The 20,290-nt window shown below is 60.5% G+C and carries 21 protein-coding genes and 1 pseudogene; 8 read left to right on the top strand and 14 right to left on the bottom strand.

The features are described 5' to 3' along the window. Nucleotides 1-24: 24 nt before the first annotated feature. A complete protein-coding gene (locus tag GTF44_RS10820) occupies nucleotides 25-576 on the bottom strand; it encodes an RNA polymerase sigma factor (RefSeq protein WP_171559340.1) in 552 nt (183 codons plus the stop codon). Nucleotides 577-886: 310 nt separating this feature from the next. Between GTF44_RS10820 and GTF44_RS10815 the strand changes: the two genes are divergently transcribed. After that, nucleotides 887-1,171: a hypothetical protein gene (locus tag GTF44_RS10815; RefSeq protein ID WP_171559343.1), complete on the top strand. Its 285-nt coding sequence runs from the start codon at nucleotides 887-889 to the stop codon at nucleotides 1,169-1,171. Nucleotides 1,172-1,369: 198 nt separating this feature from the next. Here GTF44_RS10815 and ilvN read toward each other — a convergent pair whose 3' ends face one another. The 3 genes from ilvN to GTF44_RS10800 all read right to left on the bottom strand — a co-directional run bounded on the left by ilvN (nucleotide 1,370) and on the right by GTF44_RS10800 (nucleotide 5,160). Then, on the bottom strand, nucleotides 1,370-1,930 hold the full coding sequence (gene ilvN, locus GTF44_RS10810; RefSeq protein WP_145208448.1) for an acetolactate synthase small subunit: 561 nt from the start codon (nucleotides 1,928-1,930) through the stop codon (nucleotides 1,370-1,372). Nucleotides 1,931-2,014: 84 nt separating this feature from the next. Next, nucleotides 2,015-3,769, bottom strand: a complete 1,755-nt coding sequence (locus GTF44_RS10805; RefSeq protein WP_171559346.1) for an acetolactate synthase 3 large subunit — start codon at nucleotides 3,767-3,769, stop codon at nucleotides 2,015-2,017. A gap of 308 nt (nucleotides 3,770-4,077) precedes the next feature. Continuing rightward, nucleotides 4,078-5,160 carry a carcinine hydrolase/isopenicillin-N N-acyltransferase family protein gene (locus GTF44_RS10800; protein ID WP_171559348.1) on the bottom strand — a complete coding sequence of 361 codons (1,083 nt, stop codon included), beginning with the start codon at nucleotides 5,158-5,160 and terminating at the stop codon, nucleotides 4,078-4,080. Between the two features lie 38 nt (nucleotides 5,161-5,198). Between GTF44_RS10800 and GTF44_RS10795 the strand changes: the two genes are divergently transcribed. The 4 genes from GTF44_RS10795 to GTF44_RS10780 all read left to right on the top strand — a co-directional run bounded on the left by GTF44_RS10795 (nucleotide 5,199) and on the right by GTF44_RS10780 (nucleotide 10,213). Then, nucleotides 5,199-5,339, top strand: a complete 141-nt coding sequence (locus GTF44_RS10795) for a hypothetical protein (protein ID WP_171559351.1) — start codon at nucleotides 5,199-5,201, stop codon at nucleotides 5,337-5,339. Between the two features lie 319 nt (nucleotides 5,340-5,658). After that, nucleotides 5,659-6,744, top strand: coding sequence for a TRAP transporter substrate-binding protein (locus tag GTF44_RS10790; protein ID WP_171559354.1), 1,086 nt, complete (start codon nucleotides 5,659-5,661; stop codon nucleotides 6,742-6,744). A gap of 119 nt (nucleotides 6,745-6,863) precedes the next feature. Next, a complete protein-coding gene (locus GTF44_RS10785) occupies nucleotides 6,864-7,775 on the top strand; it encodes a TRAP transporter small permease subunit (RefSeq protein WP_145208456.1) in 912 nt (303 codons plus the stop codon). An 83-nt stretch (nucleotides 7,776-7,858) separates the two neighbouring features. Then, nucleotides 7,859-10,213, top strand: coding sequence for a TRAP transporter large permease subunit (locus GTF44_RS10780; protein ID WP_171559357.1), 2,355 nt, complete (start codon nucleotides 7,859-7,861; stop codon nucleotides 10,211-10,213). Nucleotides 10,214-10,329: 116 nt separating this feature from the next. Here GTF44_RS10780 and GTF44_RS10775 read toward each other — a convergent pair. The 4 genes and pseudogenes from GTF44_RS10775 to GTF44_RS10760 form a co-directional block, all read right to left on the bottom strand. Then, nucleotides 10,330-11,159: pseudogene (locus tag GTF44_RS10775) on the bottom strand (arginyltransferase); the annotation flags it as partial. A 92-nt stretch (nucleotides 11,160-11,251) separates the two neighbouring features. Then, nucleotides 11,252-11,686, bottom strand: a complete 435-nt coding sequence (locus GTF44_RS10770; protein WP_171559361.1) for an RDD family protein — start codon at nucleotides 11,684-11,686, stop codon at nucleotides 11,252-11,254. Between the two features lie 94 nt (nucleotides 11,687-11,780). Next, nucleotides 11,781-12,254 (bottom strand): DUF2852 domain-containing protein, encoded by a 474-nt coding sequence (locus GTF44_RS10765; RefSeq protein ID WP_253261204.1) that lies wholly within the window; start codon nucleotides 12,252-12,254, stop codon nucleotides 11,781-11,783. Between the two features lie 99 nt (nucleotides 12,255-12,353). Continuing rightward, a complete protein-coding gene (locus tag GTF44_RS10760) occupies nucleotides 12,354-12,776 on the bottom strand; it encodes a DUF2852 domain-containing protein (protein WP_171559364.1) in 423 nt (140 codons plus the stop codon). Nucleotides 12,777-12,965: 189 nt separating this feature from the next. Here GTF44_RS10760 and GTF44_RS10755 point away from each other — a divergent pair, with 189 nt between their 5' ends. Further along, nucleotides 12,966-13,295 carry a helix-turn-helix transcriptional regulator gene (locus tag GTF44_RS10755; protein WP_171559366.1) on the top strand — a complete coding sequence of 110 codons (330 nt, stop codon included), beginning with the start codon at nucleotides 12,966-12,968 and terminating at the stop codon, nucleotides 13,293-13,295. Beyond that, nucleotides 13,292-13,789, top strand: a complete 498-nt coding sequence (locus GTF44_RS10750) for an SRPBCC domain-containing protein (RefSeq protein WP_171559369.1) — start codon at nucleotides 13,292-13,294, stop codon at nucleotides 13,787-13,789. Before GTF44_RS10755 ends, GTF44_RS10750 begins: the two co-directional genes overlap by 4 nt. Here GTF44_RS10750 and mmsB read toward each other — a convergent pair. The 6 genes from mmsB to GTF44_RS10720 form a co-directional block, all read right to left on the bottom strand. Beyond that, nucleotides 13,786-14,658: a 3-hydroxyisobutyrate dehydrogenase gene (mmsB, locus tag GTF44_RS10745; protein ID WP_171559865.1), complete on the bottom strand. Its 873-nt coding sequence runs from the start codon at nucleotides 14,656-14,658 to the stop codon at nucleotides 13,786-13,788. The two genes, GTF44_RS10750 and mmsB, sit on opposite strands and share 4 nt — an antisense overlap. Before the next feature lie 12 nt (nucleotides 14,659-14,670). Further along, nucleotides 14,671-15,705, bottom strand: coding sequence for an enoyl-CoA hydratase/isomerase family protein (locus tag GTF44_RS10740; RefSeq protein ID WP_171559372.1), 1,035 nt, complete (start codon nucleotides 15,703-15,705; stop codon nucleotides 14,671-14,673). Between the two features lie 76 nt (nucleotides 15,706-15,781). After that, nucleotides 15,782-16,927, bottom strand: coding sequence for an acyl-CoA dehydrogenase family protein (locus tag GTF44_RS10735; RefSeq protein ID WP_171559374.1), 1,146 nt, complete (start codon nucleotides 16,925-16,927; stop codon nucleotides 15,782-15,784). 67 nt (nucleotides 16,928-16,994) lie between these two features. After that, nucleotides 16,995-18,122 carry a carboxylate-amine ligase gene (locus GTF44_RS10730; protein ID WP_171559377.1) on the bottom strand — a complete coding sequence of 376 codons (1,128 nt, stop codon included), beginning with the start codon at nucleotides 18,120-18,122 and terminating at the stop codon, nucleotides 16,995-16,997. 54 nt (nucleotides 18,123-18,176) lie between these two features. Next, nucleotides 18,177-18,518: a cupredoxin domain-containing protein gene (locus GTF44_RS10725; protein ID WP_145208476.1), complete on the bottom strand. Its 342-nt coding sequence runs from the start codon at nucleotides 18,516-18,518 to the stop codon at nucleotides 18,177-18,179. Nucleotides 18,519-18,602: 84 nt separating this feature from the next. Further along, nucleotides 18,603-19,184 carry a L,D-transpeptidase gene (locus GTF44_RS10720; protein WP_171559380.1) on the bottom strand — a complete coding sequence of 194 codons (582 nt, stop codon included), beginning with the start codon at nucleotides 19,182-19,184 and terminating at the stop codon, nucleotides 18,603-18,605. Nucleotides 19,185-19,394: 210 nt separating this feature from the next. Between GTF44_RS10720 and GTF44_RS10715 the strand changes: the two genes are divergently transcribed. Continuing rightward, complete coding sequence (locus GTF44_RS10715; protein ID WP_171559382.1) at nucleotides 19,395-20,270, top strand: hypothetical protein; 876 nt, start codon at nucleotides 19,395-19,397, stop codon at nucleotides 20,268-20,270. Nucleotides 20,271-20,290: the final 20 nt, after the last annotated feature.

The following is a 20,290-nucleotide window of genomic DNA, read 5'->3' as shown; positions in this document are numbered from 1 at the left end:
GTCGGGCGCTTGGCCTTGGATTCATCACTGATCGAGAAGGGCCGAAACCGGTGTATCCGGGCTCAGCCCCATCTTTTCGCACAACGCCGCGCGGCCTCGGGCCAGGCGGGAGGTCACAGTTCCAATGGGCAGGCCGGTGGCGGCCGCGATCTCGGCATAGCTTTGACCTTCGATCGCGCGGAGCCGTAGCAGTTGCGCTTGCTCCGGCGGCAGGGCGTCGATGGCGGCCAAGGTGTCAGCGCAGGCGAGGCGGGCCGGGGCTTCGGGCGCTTGGCCAGGATCTGTCGTGAGTTCCGAGAAGGGGAGACTGCGCGCGCGAGCGCGGTTGCGCAGTGCGGTGAAGGCATAGGCGCGGAGATCGGTAATCTCGCCTGCGTCCGGGTCGGCCATCCGGGTCCAGACCCGGAGAAGTGTGTCTTGGACCAGATCGTCGGCATCTTCCCAAGTCCGACTGAGCCGACGGCCCACGCGTCTCAGATCAGGCAAAAGCGCTTCGAGATGGCGGGCCGTGTCCGTTGGTATCACGCGCGGCTCGGGCGGTTTTGGCGGAAATTGGAACGCTGGGGTGTCGGGCATAGCGCCTCTCGGGCAGGGATCACGAGTGAGGCGCATAGGATTAGGGGCGACGGGCGGTCTTGCAATCTCCGGTCCGGATTGTCGGCAACGCTTGGCTCAATGGTGCGCCGCATCGGCGGGGCTTTGCAACCCGGGGTTTGGATCGGCGGCGGGTTGCTGAGGCGGATCTGCGGGTTTAGCGGCGGGCTGCCGAAAATCCGGGCAAGTCTCGGTCATGGGATGAAATGCCGGTCGAGAGGGTCTTGGTATGCATGGGGGCCGCAAACAGGCGGTCCTCGGACACCAACTGTTCTCAAAGGAGACATCACGGATGACCTTTCCCCAAATCCAACAGGCCAATGGCCGCCGCACATTTGCCCTCTGGCTCGGCGCTCTGGCGCTTGTCATGGGTCTCGTTGCCGCAGGCTATGCGATGGGCCAGGGCTCCTCGCTGGATACCGATGGCGACGGGCTGGTCTCGTATACCGAGCTTCTGATGGCCATGCCTGATATGACCGAGACCGATTTCGCCACGCTGGACGCGGACGAAAGCGGCGCTCTGGACGCCGACGAGCTGAACGCGGCGCAAGAGGCAGGCATCATTCCCGCCGGTTAACGCGGGGGACCGTACGCATGGGCCCCTCGTAATCCCCGATCCACCGAGGGGCGTATGAATACGGGAAACCGGCGCGGCTGTTATGCCTCGGCTGCGCCGGTTTTTTCTTTGAGACTGCTGTCAAACGGAGGCCCGTTCCGGGCCGCTGTTTTTGCTTTTGGCTGCGTTTTGTCGGGCGGTTCCGCGCCGGATGCGGGATCAGACGCCGCGGGCGATGGCGGCCACGCCAGTCCGGGCCAGACGGACATCGCCCAAGGGGCGCATCAAATCGCAAAACGCGTCGATCTTGTCTGGTGTCCCAGTGATCTCAAAGACGAAGCTTTCAAGCGTCGAATCCACCACATTGGCGCGGAAAATCTCGGCGATCCTGAGCGCTTCGACCCGGGCCTCGCCTTTGCCCATGACTTTGATCAGCGCCAATTCGCGGCTGACAAATGCCCCTTCGACCGAAAGGTCGGCCACTTCATGCACCGGCACCATACGCTCAAGCTGCATCTTGATCTGGTTGATCACCTGCGGTGTGCCCGAGGTCACGATCGTGATCCGGCTCCGATGGCCCTCGTGATCGACCTCGGCCACGGTCAGGCTGTCGATGTTATAGCCACGGCCGGAGAAGAGCCCGATGACGCGGGCGAGGACGCCCGCCTCGTTGGTGACCAGCACGGCCAGCGTGTGGGTCTCGATCTCTTCCGACATATGACTGCGAAGGTCATAGGCAGAATGGCTCGAGGCGCCTTTTTCGATTTTGAGCGGAGACATAAGGGATCTTTCGGTCTTGTGGTGGGGGAGCCCACCGGAATGTGTCATCTATGATTGGCGGGGTGCGTGCCTGAGCCAAAAGGCTCAGACCATCACCGCGCCATCAGCATCAATCGCATCTTTGGTCGAGGCTTCGCCCAAGAGCATCTCGTTATGCGCTTTGCCGGACGGGATCATCGGGAAGCAGTTTTCATGCTTCTCGACCAAGCAATCAAAGATCACCGGCCCATCATGGTTGATCATCTCCATGATTGCGTCGTCCAGATCGGCGGGGTCGGAACACAAGATGCCCTTGGCCCCAAACGCCTCCGCCAGTTTCACGAAATCGGGCAGCGCCTCGGACCAGCTATGGGAATAGCGCTCCCCATGCAGCAGCTCTTGCCACTGGCGGACCATACCCAGGCGCTCATTGTTCATGATGAACTGTTTGACGGGCAGGCGGAACTGCACCGCGGTGCCCATCTCTTGCATATTCATCAGCCATGAAGCTTCACCCGCCACATTGATGACCAAGGCGTCAGGATGGGCAACCTGCACCCCGACTGAAGCCGGGACGCCATAGCCCATCGTGCCGAGGCCGCCGGAGGTCATCCAACGGTTCGGGTCTTCAAAGCCCAAATACTGCGCGGCCCACATCTGATGCTGGCCCACCTCGGTGCAGATATACCGGTCGTGGTCTTTGGTCAGCGCCTCAAGCCGCTCCAAGGCATATTGCGGTTTGATCACCTTGGTGTCGGCTTTGTAATCCAGGCAGCGGACCGTCTTCCAGGTTTCGATCTGCTCCCACCATTTGGCCAGCCCCGAAGAGTTGGTTTTACGCCCGCGCGCTTTCCAAACCCTCAGCATATCCTCCAGCACATGGCCGACATCGCCGATAATCGGGAAATCGGCATGGATCACTTTGTTGATCGACGAGGGGTCGATGTCCACATGCGCCTTCCGGCTGCCGGGCGAGAAATCCGCGATCCGTCCGGTGATCCGGTCGTCAAACCGCGCGCCGATATTGATCATCAGGTCGCAGCCATGCATCGCCAGATTGGCCTCGTAGAGACCATGCATCCCCAACATGCCGAGCCAGTTCTTGCCGGAGGCGGGGTAGCTGCCCAGACCCATCAGAGTCGAGGTGATCGGGAAGCCGGTGGCATCCACCAACTCGCGCAGCAGGGTGCTGGCCTGCGGGCCGGAATTGATCACGCCGCCGCCGGTATAGAAAAGCGGGCGTTCTGCCGTCTCCATCGCCTCGACCAGAGCGGTGATCATGTCGATATCGCCTTTGACGCGCGGCTGATAATGGCTGACCTTGGTTTTGGCCTTCTCGGTATAGCTGCCGGTGGCGAATTGCACATCTTTCGGGATGTCGATCAGAACCGGGCCGGGGCGGCCGACGCTGGCGATATGAAACGCCTCGTGAATCGTGCTCGCCAGCTTGTCGGTTTCTTTCACCAACCAGTTCATTTTGGTACAGGGCCGGGTGATGCCGACGGTGTCAGCCTCCTGAAATGCGTCGGAGCCGATCATGAAGGTCGGCACCTGGCCGGTCAGAACCACGATCGGGATCGAATCCATCAACGCATCGGTCAGGCCGGTCACCGCATTGGTGGCACCGGGGCCCGAGGTCACCAGAACAACGCCAGGCTTGCCAGTCGCGCGCGCATAGCCCTCGGCAGCGTGGACCGCGCCTTGTTCATGGCGCACCAGGATGTGACGGATTTCGTTTTGCTGAAACACCTCGTCATAAATCGGTAGGACCGCGCCGCCGGGATAGCCGAATACCGTGTCGACGCCCTGATCCTTCAGAGCTTCAACCACCATTTTTGCGCCGGTCATCTGACGTGTCATCGTTTTGGTCCTTTTGTCACGCGCCTGTCTATCAGGCCGTCAGGTTTGCATAAAAAAGCCCCCGGTGAGACGGGGGCGCATGGGGTACCGATATGGTTGTCGTCACCGACCCATGCGCGCGTTTCCTACAAGTACGAGAATGCCGAGCATTCCAGAGGCTCCTTTACGTTGCGGGGGCGAGATTAGGAGCGACCGAAAGGGGCGTCAACAGCCAAATCTGTTCTGAAAGTGTCGTGTGTGCAGTTTTTTACGCAATATTGCTGCGCCAAACTGTCGCCAGGGCGCGGAAATGGAATTTGGGCCCGGATTTACGCCGGGCACATCATCGCGGCCAATTGCGCGTTTGCCATCTCAGGGGCGGCGTCCGGGCTGATCCCGCTTGTTTCAGGAAAGAAGGTCAGGACCTCTTGGAGCTGCGTCGTGAGCAGCTCATGCGAAAGCGGGGCCGGGGCGACCGGGGCGGCGAGGTGCAAATGCATCGGTGTATCATGACAGGTCAGATCCGCCTCATTTACATCGACCAGATTGAGATCGGTCTCGCCAATCAGGCGATAGTGGATTTCACCGGCGCGGGGCGAGAACACGATCTGCCATTGGGTCACTGGGTTGGCGAGATCCTGCAGCAGGCGGATGGCGGTTGTATCATCAACTGGCCCGCTTTGTGCCCGCGCCGCGATTGCGCCGATGGCAAAACGTTCCAGGCTGGACGGGTTGCTGGATTCTGATCCGTGCGGGATCGGGCGGTTGCCACCAAACCCGTCAAACACGGTGATCTCATCAAGCAGGTCGTCATAGCTCGTGTTGGTCAGGGCAGGGATCGGCATCTCGTGGCCGCGATATATGTCGATGCCAGAGGCGCGCGGCGTCAGGATCGCCATGTCGCCACGGGCATCGGCCATAAAGAAGTGAATCGGAACCATCCCGACAATCGCAATCTGATCCAATAGCGTGAGCGCCTCCTCCACAGTTGCCGCGCTGTCCAGCAACAGCTGAATGAACTCCAATTCATTGAGGATTGGGCGGGTTGGCGGCCCGCCATAGACGACCGCGTTATTCCACATCAGCGTGACGACCAGGCCTTCGGTGTTCTGGCCTGCGGTCGGCATGCCTGGCCCAAACTGATTGAACGTCACGCTGCCGAAGCGAGCGGTCCAGACGTGCCCGGCGGCACCCATGATTGAGCGACGCTCGGCACCTGCGGGGTTGAGAAGAAGGATGCCCGCGCCGCTTTCCGATTGGTCATAGCTATAAACAATGCGCAGATCGGCATCGCTTCCAAGGGCGACGGTCGAACAGGCCAATGCGAGCGATGAGAGGCCGAATAACCAGATTGCGGCGCCAAGCCCTGTGATCCGATTGATGAACGACAGACCACCTAAATGATTGACCATATGCTCTCTCCCACATCATTACGCGTTGAGGCGGGGTGATGAAGCTTGAGCTTGGCGAGGGGCTGCAAGACGGTTTTCGTGAACTGCGCGGATCATTCGCCAATGGCGTTCGATCGCTGCGACGTGCTCGGGATGATCTGGCTGGTCCGCTCGACACTGGCCCTGTTCCGCGCGGGTGACAGTTTGAAGGGAGACTCATAAGGGAGTTTCGGTTGCTGTCAGAGCCGGTGAGACTCGCGTTTGCTGCGCCGTTTCGGTGACTCGTTTACGGTAGCAACTAAATTTTTGAGACTCCGCGAGAGTTAGCGATAACCACACACAACCATAGGTTGAAATTTCCGCGAAAACCCGATTTTGGTAAAAAAATTTGACAAAATCGGCGATTTCGGGTTGAAAACTGTTTGATGTGACGCAGGGCTTCGCTAACGTGCGTCTACCATAAACCAAAAACCGCTATCCGAGGGGGGTGGCGGAAATTCCAAATGGGGAGGATACCATATGGATCGTCGTTCTTTTCTGAGAACGTCTGCACTCGGTGGCGCAGCAGCGGCATCGACAACGCTGGCCGCACCGGCTTACGCGCAAGGTAACCGTACGCTGACGCTTGTGACGTCTGTTCCAGATGGGTTTGCCATCTTTGACGACGCGGCACAGATGGCTGCGGATCGCATCACTGCGATGACCGATGGCGCCCTAACCATCAACAAAATGCCGGCTGGCAGCTTGGTGGGCGCATTCGAAGTGTTCGACGCCGTGTCGTCCGGCCAGGCCGACATGTATCACTCGGCCGATTACTACTTCCTGAACCAGCACCCGGCCTTCGCCTTCTTTACCTCGGTGCCGTTTGGCATGACGGGTCAGGAAATGGCCAACTGGTATTACCACCGCGGTGGTCATGACCTGCACAACGAACTGGCCAGCCTGTTCAACCTGAAATCCTTCATGTGCGGCTCGACCGCGATGCAGCCCGGTGGCTGGTTCAACACCGAGATCACCTCGGCAGAAGACCTGCAGGGCCTGCGTTTCCGGATGCCCGGTCAGGGTGGTCAGGTGCTTGGTCGCCTTGGTGCTTCGGTTCAGAACATCCCCGGCGGTGAAATCTATCAGGCGCTGGCTTCGGGTCAGATCGACGGCGCCGAATGGATCGGCCCCTACGCGGATGAGCGGATGGGCTTCCAGGAGGTGACCAACACCTATTACACCTCCGGCTTCCATGAGCCCGGTTCGGCGCTGACCCTGTCCTTCAACCTTGAGGTTTGGGAATCTCTGACCGATCAGCAGAAAGAGATCGTGGATACGGCATGCCGTGCGGTCTATTCTGACAACCTCGCGCTGTCGCTTGCTGAAAACGGTGCGGCCTTGGCCCGCTTGCAGGCTGAGGGTGTCCAGGTTCGCGAATTCCCCGAGGATGTGTGGGATGCCTTTGGTCGCGCCGCTGCAGAAGTGCGTGAGGAGAACATGGGTGATCCGATCTACGCGCAGATCGCAGAGAGCTATTTCAGCTCGATGGCAGAATCGGCAACCTGGTTTGAACTCGGTGACGGCGAATACATGCGCCAGCGCAACCGGGTGAACGCGGCCTGATCCGCGACTGACCAACCGTTCCGCCCGGGCCTGTCACTTCGGTCCGGGCGGAATATGCTCTTGCTTGCGCTTCATCCGATAGGGGACGCCGCGATCGTGGACGTTCGGGGGACCACCGCATGATCGATTTCATTTTATGGGTGCTGCAGAATATTGCATTGGCGCCTTATAATCTCGCCATTGCCATCGCCAATCCAGGGGATTGGTTGAACTGGAGCAACCCCGAAGCGGTGATGCGCTTCATCTATTATGGGGCCTCGGTCGAGTTCTTCTTTGTCGTGTTTACGACCTTCTTGGTGCTCTCGGCGCTTGGCATGTTCTGGAAACGGTCGATCCTCTGGGGATGCGTCCGGGGTCTGGAAGCCTTTGCCAATGGCGTCGGACGCTTCGCCGCCTGGGCGGGCCTTTTGATGGTTCTGCAGCAAGTGATGATCGTGTTTCTGCAGCGGATCTTCCGCGTCGCGGAAATTCAGCTCGGGCCCTTGGGTACGGCCTTCAGTCAGGATCTGAGCTGGTGGGGCGAAGAGCTGAAACTCTATAACGCGCTCGTTGTCTGCCTCTGTGTGTCCTACACCTTTGTGCAGGGCGGCCACGTGCGGGTCGATCTGGTCTATTCGGCGGTGCGGCACGGAACCCGGCGGGTGATCGACATGTTCGGCTGCTTGTTCTTCATGATACCAGCGATCACCATCACGTATCTCTACGCGTGGTTCTTTATGTGGCGGCACCTGATGACGCCGACCGTGACGGCGACCAGCGACATCGACCGGATGTTGATGCAGTCGCGCATTTTCCGCTGGAACGTGGAAACCATCGGTTTTAGCCCGAACGGCTTCAACGCGTATTTCTTGTTCAAAGTCCTGATTGTCGCCTTCTGCGTTCTCGTCTTCCTTCAGGCCATTGCGTTCTTCTGGCGCTCCTACCTGGAATGGGTCGAGGGCGAGGAAAGTGCGGGCAAATACTTGGACCGCGACAGAACCGGCGACGAGGCCGAAGATTTGGAACACGCCATTCACTCGGGCTCGACCTGAGGCAAGGCGACAACGGCAATCGCCGATTAACAGGATAAGAACGGCGCGTCACGCGTCGCTCAACGGAGGGGAAAGGCGACATCATGCTTTTCGGATTGGATGGGGTCGAGGTTGGCCTGATCATTGTGTTCCTGACGCTGTTTGCGGGAATCATGACCGGGTTTCCGGTGGCTTTTGCCATCGGCGGCGCTGGCGTCATCTCATTTGCGATCATCGCAGCGCTTGATAGCGCTGGCTTGCTGATCCACGAGGCGATCGACACCAGTTCGGCGGAATATGCCGCGTTGGTGGCCGAAGGGGTGGTGCGCGAATCCATATCGGTCTTCCGATACCCAGAATTGCCACGGATCGAAGAGGCGCTCTTCATCGGTGGTTGGGAACAGGCGATGGACCGCAACATCTCGTTCATCGTCAACCGGATGAACGAACGCGTCATCGCGGGTCAGTCGATCGAAACCCTTCTGGCGGTTCTGATGTTCGTTCTGATGGGCATCACGCTCGAACGGTCCAAAATCGCCGAAGACCTTCTGACCAGCATGGCGCGCGTCTTTGGCCCGCTGCCGGGCGGTTTGGCGGTGTCGATTGTGATCGTGGGCGCCTTTCTGGCGGCCTCGACCGGGATCGTCGGCGCCACCGTGGTGACGATGGGTCTGCTGGCATTGCCGACGATGTTGCGCAACAACTACTCGCCCGAACTGGCCACGGGCGTGATTGCCGCATCGGGCACCTTGGGGCAGATCATTCCGCCCTCGATTGTGATCGTTCTTTTGGGAACGCTGGTGGGCGATCTCTATGCCACCGGGCAAGAGACGCGCGCGCAGCTTGCCGGCTGTTCCGATGCGTTGACCTATTTGGGCGAACCGGCGGTTCTCTCGGTTGGTACGCTGTTCCAGGCGGCGTTGCTGCCGGGGATTTTCTTGGCGGGACTCTACGGAGCGTACGCGTTCGGCTTTGCGATGTTGAACCCGTCCAAGGCACCGGCTGTGCAGATCGAAGGCCAGGCCAATGGTGCCGTTCGCACACGTTCTGAGGCGCTGACGTGGTTCCTCATTGCTCCGATTGGCTTGATCGGTGCGGTTGTGTTGGCGGGCAGTGTCGGGCTTGTCGGCAATCAGGACATTCGGGTGTCCGATTATGGAGAATCGAGCCAGGGCGCGAGCCTCCGAACCAATGTGTCCGAGCAGTGCCAAGGCGCGATGATCGAGTTGCATGGCCAAGAGGCCTGGGATCAGGCCGTTGCCGAGCGGGCCGCTTTGGGTGCTGCCGCCGATGGCGGCGCGGGCGAGCAGCTTAGCGAGGACGAACGCGCGGCGGCCTTGGTCGAGGCGCTGGCGAATGCGGCCCCAATTGGTCTCGGTGTCGCGATCCTCTTTGTGCTGCTGTCGCTGATCCTGATTATCGCGCGCGGGGTGTCGCCAAGCGACGATGCAAGGCCGCTGATGATCGGGGGCGGCGGGGTCGTTCTGGCGATCTTGGCGGATATTCTGTTCATCGGTCCGCAGACCAGCCCCGGTGGCACCTTCATGATCCTCGCGATCCCGATGGCGATCACGCTTTATGGCTGCCGATCTGCTTTGGGGCGCCTAGCGCAGAATGAACTTCTGCGCGTGGTCTTCCCGCCGCTGGTTCTGATCGTGGCGGTTCTTGGCTCCATCCTCGGTGGCATCACCAACCCGACCCCGGCGGCGGCTCTGGGTGCCGCAGGGGCGATCATGCTGGCGGCATATCGCAAGCTGAAAGAGGAAAACGGCAAATCCAAGATCGTGATCTGGGCTTCCTTCGCGGTGGTGATCATGATCCTTCTTGGGGTGAATTTCGACCTTCGGATCACCCGCGAAACCGTGCCGTTTGAGGATTGGGTGGCCTATATCGCGGCGCAGTTCGCCTATCACTTCGCCTTCTTCGGTCTGCTCTTCTCCTGTTGGGTGCTGTTCCGCTCGAACATCCTCAGCCCGGTGGTGCGAGAGACCGCGAAGGTGACCTCGATGGTCTTTACGATCCTGATCGGGTCGCAGCTTCTGAACCTGGTGCTGATCTCCTTCGGCGGCGAGCATTACATCCAGCAGTTCCTGCGGAGCTTCGACAATGAGATGATCGTGTTCCTGGTGGTGATGCTGATCCTGTTCATCCTCGGCTTCGTCCTGGACTTCCTGGAGATCATCTACATCGTGATCCCGATTGTGGGGCCGGTAATCTATGGCGGCACACTTGACCCGAAATGGGTCACGATCATGATCGCGGTGAACTTGCAGACCTCGTTCCTGACACCCCCGTTCGGCTTTGCGCTCTTCTATCTCAGGGGGGTCGCGCCGAAATCGGTGACGACGGGGAACATCTATCGCGGTGTGATCCCGTTCGTGGGCATCCAAGTGGTTGGTCTCGGGCTGCTCTGGCTCTTCCCGGGGATCGTTACTATCGTGCCGGACCTGCTGCCGTAAGGCGCGCGAAGATAATGAATATGAAAGCGGGGCCCTCGGGCCCTGTTTTTGCGTTGAGTAACCGGGCTCAGTTGCGCCGGATTCTTCGCCTCATGTGTCACGTGAGAGTGCTGTGATCTCAGTCGATCACCGAGGGTGCCCGGATATCGGGCAGGGTGATCTCGGCAACTTGATGGGCAATCGGATCGACCGAGAGCGGATGGGTCTGATCCGAATACTGCTCCGGATCGCCCAAATCCTGCCAGGCCCCGTTGATATAGATTTCGACGCCGGAGAACTTCGCCTTATAGCCCATCTTGGCCGAGCCCGGCACCCAATAGCCGAGATAGACATAAGGCAGCCCCGCCTCACGGGCGATTTCCACATGGTCGAGTATCACATAAGTGCCAAGCGATTGAGCGGGCAGGTCGGGGCGGAAGAAGCTGTAGACCAGGCTCAGCCCGTCATCGAGCACATCAGTCAGGCAAACGGCGGTCAAGTCTTCGGTGTCGCGGTTGCGGTATTCCACAACGCGGGACCGGACCGGGGTTTCCTCGATCATCGCGGCAAATTCGAACACATCCATATCGGCCATGCCGCCATCGGCGTGGCGGCTGTCGAGGTAATCGCGGAAAAGCGCGTATTGCTCTTCGGTGGCCCAGGGAGAGCGCGCGGTGCGGGCCAAGTGGGCGTTGCGCCGGATCGCGCGGCGTTGACTTTTCGAGGGCTCGAAATCGGCCACGCGAATGCGCGCGGAGAGGCAGGCGGAACAATCGGCGCAGGATGGGCGGTAGAGCACATTCTGCGAGCGGCGAAAGCCTTGCTTCGACAGCGCATCATTCAGTTTGCCCGCATGTTCACCTTGCAAAGCGGTGAACAGCTTACGCTCTCGGCGCCCATCCAGATACGGGCAGGCCTGCGGGGCAGTGACGTAGAATTGGGGCGCTATCGGAAGGGTGTGGCGCATATCCAGCGGCTAAGTTGTTCGCGTTTATGAACAAAGCCTGCACCAGCTGCCCCATAGGGGCAACTGGTTTTTAAAGTGTTAACGCTGATGGTTTAGCGCGGACGGTTGATCATCGCCGATCCTATCAAAAGATCATGCAAACCTTGGTGCTTGTCGCCGATCACGATCAGCACCAGTGAGATCAGTTGCGGGATCGCGAAGGCCGCACAGGTCAGATAGGCCAGGGTGTGAATGATCGCCTCGCCACCGGAAAGGCGCGCGCCGGTCGCTCCACGGAGTTGGATGTTCATGATCCGCATCCCAATCGTGGCGGAGCCGCCAGCGATGGTGGCGCTGCGATAGAGGAAGCTGACGATCAGATACACCAGCGGCCAGATCCAAAAGACGAGGGTCAGCGTGACCAGGCCGAGCATGATTGTAATGAGGGTGATGATCACCACGTCGATCAACCAGGCGAAGAACCGTTTGGCCGGAACGCCGTCATAGAACACGGCCTGATAATGCGGGTCGGGTAAACGGGAGGTCATAGCGGGAGTCATGGCGTGTCTAGGGCCTCTTGAAAAGGGGTTTTGAGATGCGCGGCCCCGTACGTTGGTGGACGGACAGGGCCGCGCGGGCGGTTTAGGCCGGAGTTGTGGCACCAGCCTCCCGCGCCTCGCGACGTGCCGTGGCACGGTCGTCGAGGAACCGGTCAAATTCGGATTTGTCTTTTGCCTCGCGCAGTCGGGTCAGGAAGCCTTCGAAATCGGTCTGTTCCTTCTCAAGCCGTTGCATCAGCGCGTCGCGATAGGCATCGAAACTGGCATTGCCGCTGGTTTTCGGACCGGGTTCAGGCACGCTCGGGCGCAACCATTCGATTGGTTGCGGCGGCGTGTTCCGGCCATTGAGCGCCGGGAGGCGGCCCCATTGCCAGGCAAAGAGCGCGGCCAGGACAACGCCGATGATGCCAAACAGCGCCATGGCGACGATGGAGACGGAGATCGCGAAACCGGCATAAAAGATGATGGTGAGGATTTGGACGGGGAGGGGGATCTGCGTTGATCCGCGGTCCTGGTGGTGGTCTTGGTCGAAGCTGTGCTCACTGTCGGTCGTCATCTTGTCTGATCCTTACGAAACGCCGGAGCAAATCCGGGGCTGGGTAAAAGATATGCGGCCCCCTTGGGGGGAAAGGGGGCCGCATCAGGCGTTGCTCGATCAGGCTTCTGTCGGCTCGCCGTTTTCAACCGGCTTCGCCTTGGACCGGTCGTCCATGAACTGGTCGAACTCGGCCTTGTCCTTGGCATCGCGCAGGCGCTGCAGGAACTCTTCGAAGGCGCTCTGCTCTTCTTCCAACCGGCGCAGCGTGTCCGCTTTGTAGCTGTCGAAGGCAGTGTTGCCCGAGCTGCGGAACTTATGCCCGTGCATATGGGCGTGGCGGCGGGATTTGCAGGAACCGTTGAACATGCGTTTGCTCCAGATCATATAGAACAGAAGGGCGAGGCCGATCGGCCAGAAGAAGATAAAGCCAAGGACCATGAAGGCGATCCAAGCGCCTTTGCCTTTGCTGTCTAGCCATGCCTCGGATCGCGAAAGCCAGCCTTGGGCGGTTTCGACAGGGGCGGCGGTGGTGGTGGTCATCACTGGGGCTCCTTTTGAGTGCGTGTGGATGTTAATGTTAATCACATTAACTCATATGGCATCGCCGAAGCGCGACGCAAGGGGGTGGATGTCGAAAAGTAAATCTTTTTTACATTTCTGTCTGCGGGCGGGATTTGCGCTACATAGCTAATCTGTTATATAAAGCACACTCTATGTTTGGAGGCCGCCATGCAGCTCGACCGCACCTTTTCGGCTTTGTCCGATCCAACCCGCCGCGCCATTCTGGCCCGCCTGGCCGAAGGTGAGGCGACCGTCACCCAGTTGATGGCGTTGTCTCAGATCAGCCAACCGGCGGTGTCGCGCCATCTTAAAGTGTTGGAAGAGGCGGGGCTGATCGGCACGCGGGTGGCCGGGCAGTCGCGCCCGCGCGTGTTGAAGGCCGAGGCACTGACCCCGGCCCGCGACTGGCTGGAAGAAACTCGCGCCGCATTCGAGCAAAACTATGCCCGGCTGGATGGGCTTCTGGCGGAGTTGCAGGGCAAAGGAGAGGGCTCATGACGGCTTACACGGCCCAAATCCGAGAGATCAGCGCCACCGAGATTGAGGTCTCCCACCGCTTCGCCGCCCCGCGCGATCTGGTCTTTCGCGCCTTCACCGAACCAGAGTTGATGCAGCGCTGGTTGCTTGGCCCGCCCGGCTGGACCATGCCGGTTTGCGAGATGGACCTGCGGGTCGGCGGGGCCTATCGGTGGGAATGGCAGAGTGAGACGGAAGACGCGCGGTTCGGCTTTCACGGCACATTTCTAGAAGTGGTGACACCCGAGCGCCTGGTTGAAACGCAGTATTACGACCCGGGCAGCCTTGGCGGAGAGATGGGGTTTTGCACCTGCACGCTGGTCTTTGCCGAAGTCGCGGATGAAACCGTGGTCACGACCCGGATTGCATACGAAACGCCCGAGGCGATGCAGACCGCACTGGCGACCGGCATGACCGAGGGTATGGAAATGAGCTATCAGCAGCTCGATCTGGTGTTGTGGGCGGGTCCGACTTAGCCGCGCCCGCGCGCCTCAAACCGGGGCAGCATGGCGGAGAAATCTTTGCCCTCGCCATCTTCGGTTTCCACAAAGGTCTCATAAAGCGATGTCGCTGCCTGACCCATCGGCGTATCGGCATCCGACGCATCGGCGGCCTGTTGGCTGAGCCGCAGGTCTTTCAGCATCAGTTCCGCCGCGAAACCGGGCTGGTAGTCATTATCGGCGGGGCTTTGCGGGCCCACGCCCGGCGCGGGGCAATAGGCATTCATCGTCCAGCTATAGCCCGAGGAGGTGGAGACCACATCGAACATCGCCTGCCGGTCGAGTCCCAGTTTGTCGGCCAGCGCGAAGGCCTCGCAGGTGGCGATCATCGTCACGCCCAGGATCATGTTGTTGCAGATCTTCGCGGCCTGACCATTGCCCGCGCCGCCGCAATGCACGGCTTTCTGCCCCATGATCTCAAAAAGCGGGGAGGCGGTGGCAAAGGCATCATCGCTGCCGCCAACCATGAAGGTCAGGGTGCCCGCCGCGGCCCCGCCAACCCCGCCGGAGACCGGCGCATCGACGAAGCCAAGCCCGGCGGCCTCCGCCGCTGCGCCGACATCGCGGGCCGCGTCAACCTCAACGGTTGAGCAATCGACCAAGACCGCGCCGGGCGCCATGGCGGGCAGAATCTCATCGGCCACCCGGCGCAGGATCGCACCATTGGGCAGCATCGTGATGACCACGTCCCGGCCCGTCGCCGCCTCCATCGCACTGTCGGCAGGGGTCACGCCCTCGGGGCAATCGGCCACGAGGTCAAAGCCGGTTACCGTATGGCCCGCCGCCGCCAGATTGGCCGCCATGGGTGCGCCCATATTGCCCAGGCCGATAAAGCCGATATTCATCATCTGTCTCCCTCAGAATTTGAGTTCATCCGCCCCAAGCGGAAGCAGCATAGCGCTGACATCGGCCACGCCGACCGCGTCCAACGCGTCATGGCGCCATTTGGGGCTCTTGTCCTTGTCGATAATCGCCGCACGAATGCCTTCGAGGAAGTCGCCTTTCTCCATCGAGCGCGCGGTGAAGCGGTATTCCTGCGTCAAAGCATGGCGGATGTCATCCCGCGTCCGCGCGCGATGCACCAGTTCGACCGCCGCCGCGACGGAGAGAGGCGCGCCGCGCTTCAGTTTTTTCAGCGCTTCGGTTGCGAAATCACCATCGGTCTGGTGGAGCAGGTTCAAGATGTCCCGCAGGGTGCTGCCAGCAAACGCGGCGTCGATCTCGGGTTGCAACGCGGCGAGCGGGCTGTCGGGCGCGGGTAGGGCGCGTCGATCAATCTCGTCCCAGTCTCCGGTCTCGCAAAGCGTCTCGATCAGCGGCCCCCACGCCTCGCGCGGGATATAATAGTCGGCAAAACCCGCGAAGATCGCATCCCCCGGCCCCATGCGCGTGGCGGTGGTGCCGAGATATTCGCCAACCCGCCCTGGCGCGCGGGCGAGGATCAGCGAGCCGCCCACATCGGGGACCAGACCAATCCCAACCTCGGGCATCGCGATCTGGCTGCTTTCGCAGACGACCCGATGCGAGCCGTGGCAGCCGACCCCAACGCCACCGCCCATGGTGAAGCCTTGCAGGAAGCTCGCCACCGGCTTCGGGAAGTCGAACATCCGAGCATTCATTCGGTATTCATCGGCCCAGAACTTGCGGCCATAACTGTAGTTGCCAGCGGTGCCGGTGGCATACATCTCGGCAATATCGCCGCCGGAACAGAAGGCTTTCTCCCCCTCGGCATCAAGGATCAGCATCTCGACCGCCGGGGTCTCCGCCCAAGTGATCAGGGCGGCGTCGATTGCCAAGCACATCTCATAGGTCAGCGCATTCAACGCCGCAGGCCGGGCCAGGGTGATCCGCCCGGCTTTGCCTTCGATGCGGATGTGGATGTCGTCGTTCATATTCTACCTCTGTCGCGCCCGGAATTTTGCAAAATTCCGGTCCGGTTTCTTGTAAGAAACCGGGCTGCGCAAGCTGTCATCCGCGCTCCGCCAGCATATGCCGCGCCGTGATCACCCGCATAATCTCATTGGTGCCTTCCAGAATCTGATGCACGCGCAAATCGCGGACCAGCTTCTCGACCCCGTAATCGGCCAGATAGCCATAGCCGCCATGCAGTTGCAGGCATTGATCCGCAATCCGGCTGCCCGCTTCGGTGACGAATTTCTTCGCCATGGCGCAATGCTTCGAGGCATCCGGGCTGCCATTGTCCAGTTTCCACGCCGCTTGGCGCAGGAACACGCGGGCGGCCTGCAACTCGATCTCCATATCGGCGAGACGGAATTGCAGCGCTTGGAACTGGTCGATGGATTTGCCGAAGGCTTTCCGCTCACCCATATAGGCGAGCGTCGCGTCAAGCGCCGCCTGCGCGGCCCCCAGAGAACAGGCCGCGATGTTGAGGCGGCCGCCGTCAAGACCCATCATCGCATAAGTGAAACCTTTACCCTCTTCGCCGAGCAAATTCTCGGCCGGAACGTGGCAATCGTCCAACTGGACCTGCCGCGTCGGCTGCGAGCGCCAGCCCATTTTCTCTTCCAACCCGCCAAAGCTGAGGCCCTCGGCGCCGTCTTCGACGATGATCGAGGAGATGCCGCGCGGGCCATCCTCACCGGTGCGCGACATGACGATATAGGCATCCGCATAGCCGCCGCCGGAGATAAACGCCTTGGTGCCGGTCATCCGATAGCCATCATTGGTGCGTTCGGCCCGGGTTTTCAGCGCCGCCGCGTCGGAGCCGGAGCCGGGCTCGGTCAGGCAATAGGCGAAGAAGGTCTCCATGCTGATCGCGCCGGGCAGGAAGCGCGCCTGCAATGCATCATCGCCGAATTTCTCGACCATCGCGGCGCACATATTGTGGATCGACAGGAAGGCCGAGACCGATGGGCAGGCCATCGATAGCGCCTCAAAAACCAGTGTCGCGTCCAGTCTGGTCAGGCCCGAGCCGCCATTCTCTTCCGAGACATAAAGGCCGCCAAACCCAAGCTCGGCCAAGCGGGGCCAGAGCTCTTTCGGGATGACGCCATCCTTCTCCCAAGCCTGTGCAAAAGGCGCGATATGCTCGTCACCAAACGCTTTGGCCATGTCGAAAATGGCGTCTTGTTCCTCGGACAATGCAAAGTCCATCGGCTCCCTCCCCGGATGAATTGAACGCTTGTTTAATTAACGATTGTTGCAGCACTATTGCAACCCGTCACAGATCGGCGTGGAATTCCTCGATCAAATGCCGCACCACATCGCGCATCGCCTCGTCATGGGATTTGCCGGCCTCTTGCGACGCGGCATAGACGCCGCGTTGTCGGTCGGCACTGGTACCGCCTGTGAGGATGTCTTTCGCGGCAACGAGTTCATTGGAACAGCCCAAGACTTCGGCGTCTTCCGCCACCAAATCGATGATTTCATCCAAAAGTTCGGCCACGGGCACCACGGCCCGGCGGCCAAAATCGATCAGACCCTCAGATGGGCCATAGCGCTGCGCCCGCCAACGGTTTTCGCCGATCAGAAAGCCATCATAGAGTCGCCAGCGTTGGTTTTTCTGCCGCAGTCGGGTCAGCATGCGGGCCAAGCACTGGATCAACGCGGCAAGGGACAACGTATGCTCCAGCCGCGGCTGCACATCGCAAATCCGTGTTTCCAAAGTCGGGAAGCGGTGCGAGGGGCGCAGATCCCACCAAATCTTGGTCGAGTCCTCGATCAGCTCCAGATCAATGATCACCTGCACCGAGCGTTGATAGTCGGACCAACTGTCGAAGAGCGGCGGTAGGCCGGTGCGCGGCAGGTTGTCGAACACCGTCAGCCGATAGGAAGCGAGCCCGGTATCCTGCCCCTGCCAATAGGGGGAGGACGCCGAGAGCGCCAAAAGGTGCGGCAGGAAATAGCTGAGTTGACCCATCAGGTCATTGCGCAGGTCTTCGTCATCGATCCCCACATGCACATGCATGCCGCAGATCAACATACGTCGGGCGACCCCGGCCAGATCGCGGGCGAGGGTCTGATACCGGTCGCCATCGGAATGCTGCTGATCCTTCCAGTCGGCAAACGGGTGGCAGGAGACGGCAATCGGCGCGAGATTATGGGCCTTGGCTTGGGTCGCGACACAGGATCGGAGGCGTTTGAGATCCTCCCGCGCGGCGTTGATATCGGCGCAGACCTGGGTGCCGATCTCGATTTGGCATTGTAGGAACTCGGGGCTGACCTGGCCTTCCAATTCCGCCTTGCAAGCCGTCATCAAGGCCTCGGGCGCAACCGCCAGATCGAGTGTGTCCAGATCGACCAGAAGATACTCTTCCTCGATCCCCAAAGAGAATTTGCTGTCCGCCATGACGGCCCTCCCGGCCCCGAGTGTGGGCCGGGAGGCGTCATCTGGCAAGCCGGGTTAGGTCACGCGGATCACACCGGTCATATTGGGGTGGAATTGGCAGAAATAGGTGAACTCGCCCGCGTCGGTCATCCGCACCTCGAAACTGTCGCCCTGGTTCAAACGCCCGCTGTCGAAAAACCCATCATTCGCGGTGGCGGTGTGAGGCGCGCCATCGGCATTGGTGAAGACGACAAAATCGCCTGCGCCGAGTTCGACATCAGCGGGGGCAAAGGCAAAGTTCTGGATTGTCACCGGCAGGCGCACATGCCCGGCGGCATGGGCCGATCTGATCAGGGCAGGGGCCGCCAAGAGCCCGGTGGCGAGTTGCAGAAACTGGCGTCGCGTGGAAATGGTCATCGCAATATCCTTTGAATGCACGTCAAAAGTGCACCCATGCTGCCCGACCCGATGGCCGCCCGTCCAGTAAAACCGCGACTGGCCTCAGAGAAGGCGGACCTGCGCGCCCGTCGGGGTCAATGCGAACAGCTCCGCGATATGTTCGTTGAAGAGCCCGATACAGCCTGACGAGGACCGTCGCCCGATCTTCCGCGTGTCATGGGTGCCATGGATCAGATAGGCGGGCCAGGTCAGATAGAGGGCATGGGTGCCAAGCGGATTGTCGGGGCCAGGCGGCATATAAGCGGGCAGGGATGGGTCGCGCTCGCGCATTGATGCGGTGGGCGTCCAGTCCGGGCCGACGCGTTTCCGGACCACTTCGGTATAGCCGCGCCTGGTCAGCTCTTCGGTGAGCGGGATTGACGAGGGGTAGAGCCGGTAATCGGTGCCATCGGCGCTCCAATAATGCACCGCGCGGCTTTCCATATCGGCGAGGATCGTCACACGGTCGAGACGTTCGAAATGGTCCTGCCAATTCTGCGAGCGAAAGGAGGACAGGTTCCGCCGGGCTTCGGCATCTGCGCGCAAGGCGGGGGCTGGCGTCTCGGCCAAAGCCAGCATCGGTGTGGCCAATGTGGCGCCGCTGGCCAGAACCATGCTGCGACGGGTCATTTTGAAATGGCTCATTCCTGTCTCCCGAAATCTGATCGTCTCTTGCGCGCCATGTGGTCGGAGCGGGCCGATCTGGCAACGCCTGAACAGCTATCTCACGCGATTGTCAGAGGATTTCGCTCTTCACGGCCCACGCTGTTGCCCGAAGCCCACAATTCGGCGAGACTTCCTTAGATTAACGCGATTGCAGCCATATGATTTTTCAATGATCGAGGAGGCTTTCCGATGTCCGATACCCGGGTCGCAATAGCCGTCATTCACGGCATGGGCAGCCAAGGCGAGACGCCGCAAGACCCCGATGCGATCAGCTTCTCTGCCGGGCTTTACCGGGCGCTGCGCGGCTATATGGCGCCTGAGGAATGGGATGGCCGGGTGGCGTGGCGGGAGATCTTCTGGGCCGATATTCTGCAAAGCCGACAGGACAAATATGTCGAAGAAGGGCTGGAGGGGGAGGCCCGTTGGCTTTGGGCCCGGGAGTTCGTCATGCATCGGTTGGCGGATGCGGCCTCCTATCGCAAGGTTAGCGATAATCCGACCGATATCTATCAGCGGATCCATGGCCGGGTGGAGGATGCGCTCGAAAATCTCGAAACCGTGGCGGGCGGGACGACGCCACTTCTGATCTTCGCCCATTCGCTTGGTGGGCACATCATGTCGAATTACATCTATGATATGCAGAAAGCCGTGGCGCTTGGCGCGCCTTGGGTCCAAAGCCGTTCCGGGTTTCAGCGCTTTGAGACGATGGCGGGGTTTCTGACCTTCGGTTGCAATATTCCGGTCTTCACCTTCGCCTACCCAAGGGATCAGGTCCGCCCGATCAAGCGCCCGGGAACCCGTATACCAGCAGACAAACGCCTGACACCCTGGTGGGAGAACCTCAACGACAAGGACGATGTGTTGGGCATGCCGCTTGGCCCGGCCGGGCCACAATATGAAGCCATGATCAACGCGGGAGAGTTGCGGGATGCCTGGATCAATGTTGGCAACCTCTTCACCTCCTGGAACCCGGCGTCCCACAATGAATACTGGGATCATCGGAATTTCTATCGTCCGGCTGCCGAGATGATCCGCAAAGCGCTGTTGATCGGCCCGGTCAGCTAGACAGAAAAGGCGCGCGCGGC

It is taken from the genome of Roseobacter sp. HKCCD6576-2 (assembly GCF_013179285.1).
Taxonomy (GTDB): domain Bacteria; phylum Pseudomonadota; class Alphaproteobacteria; order Rhodobacterales; family Rhodobacteraceae; genus Rhodophyticola; species Rhodophyticola oceani.
This window is presented reverse-complemented; position numbering and strand designations above follow the sequence as displayed.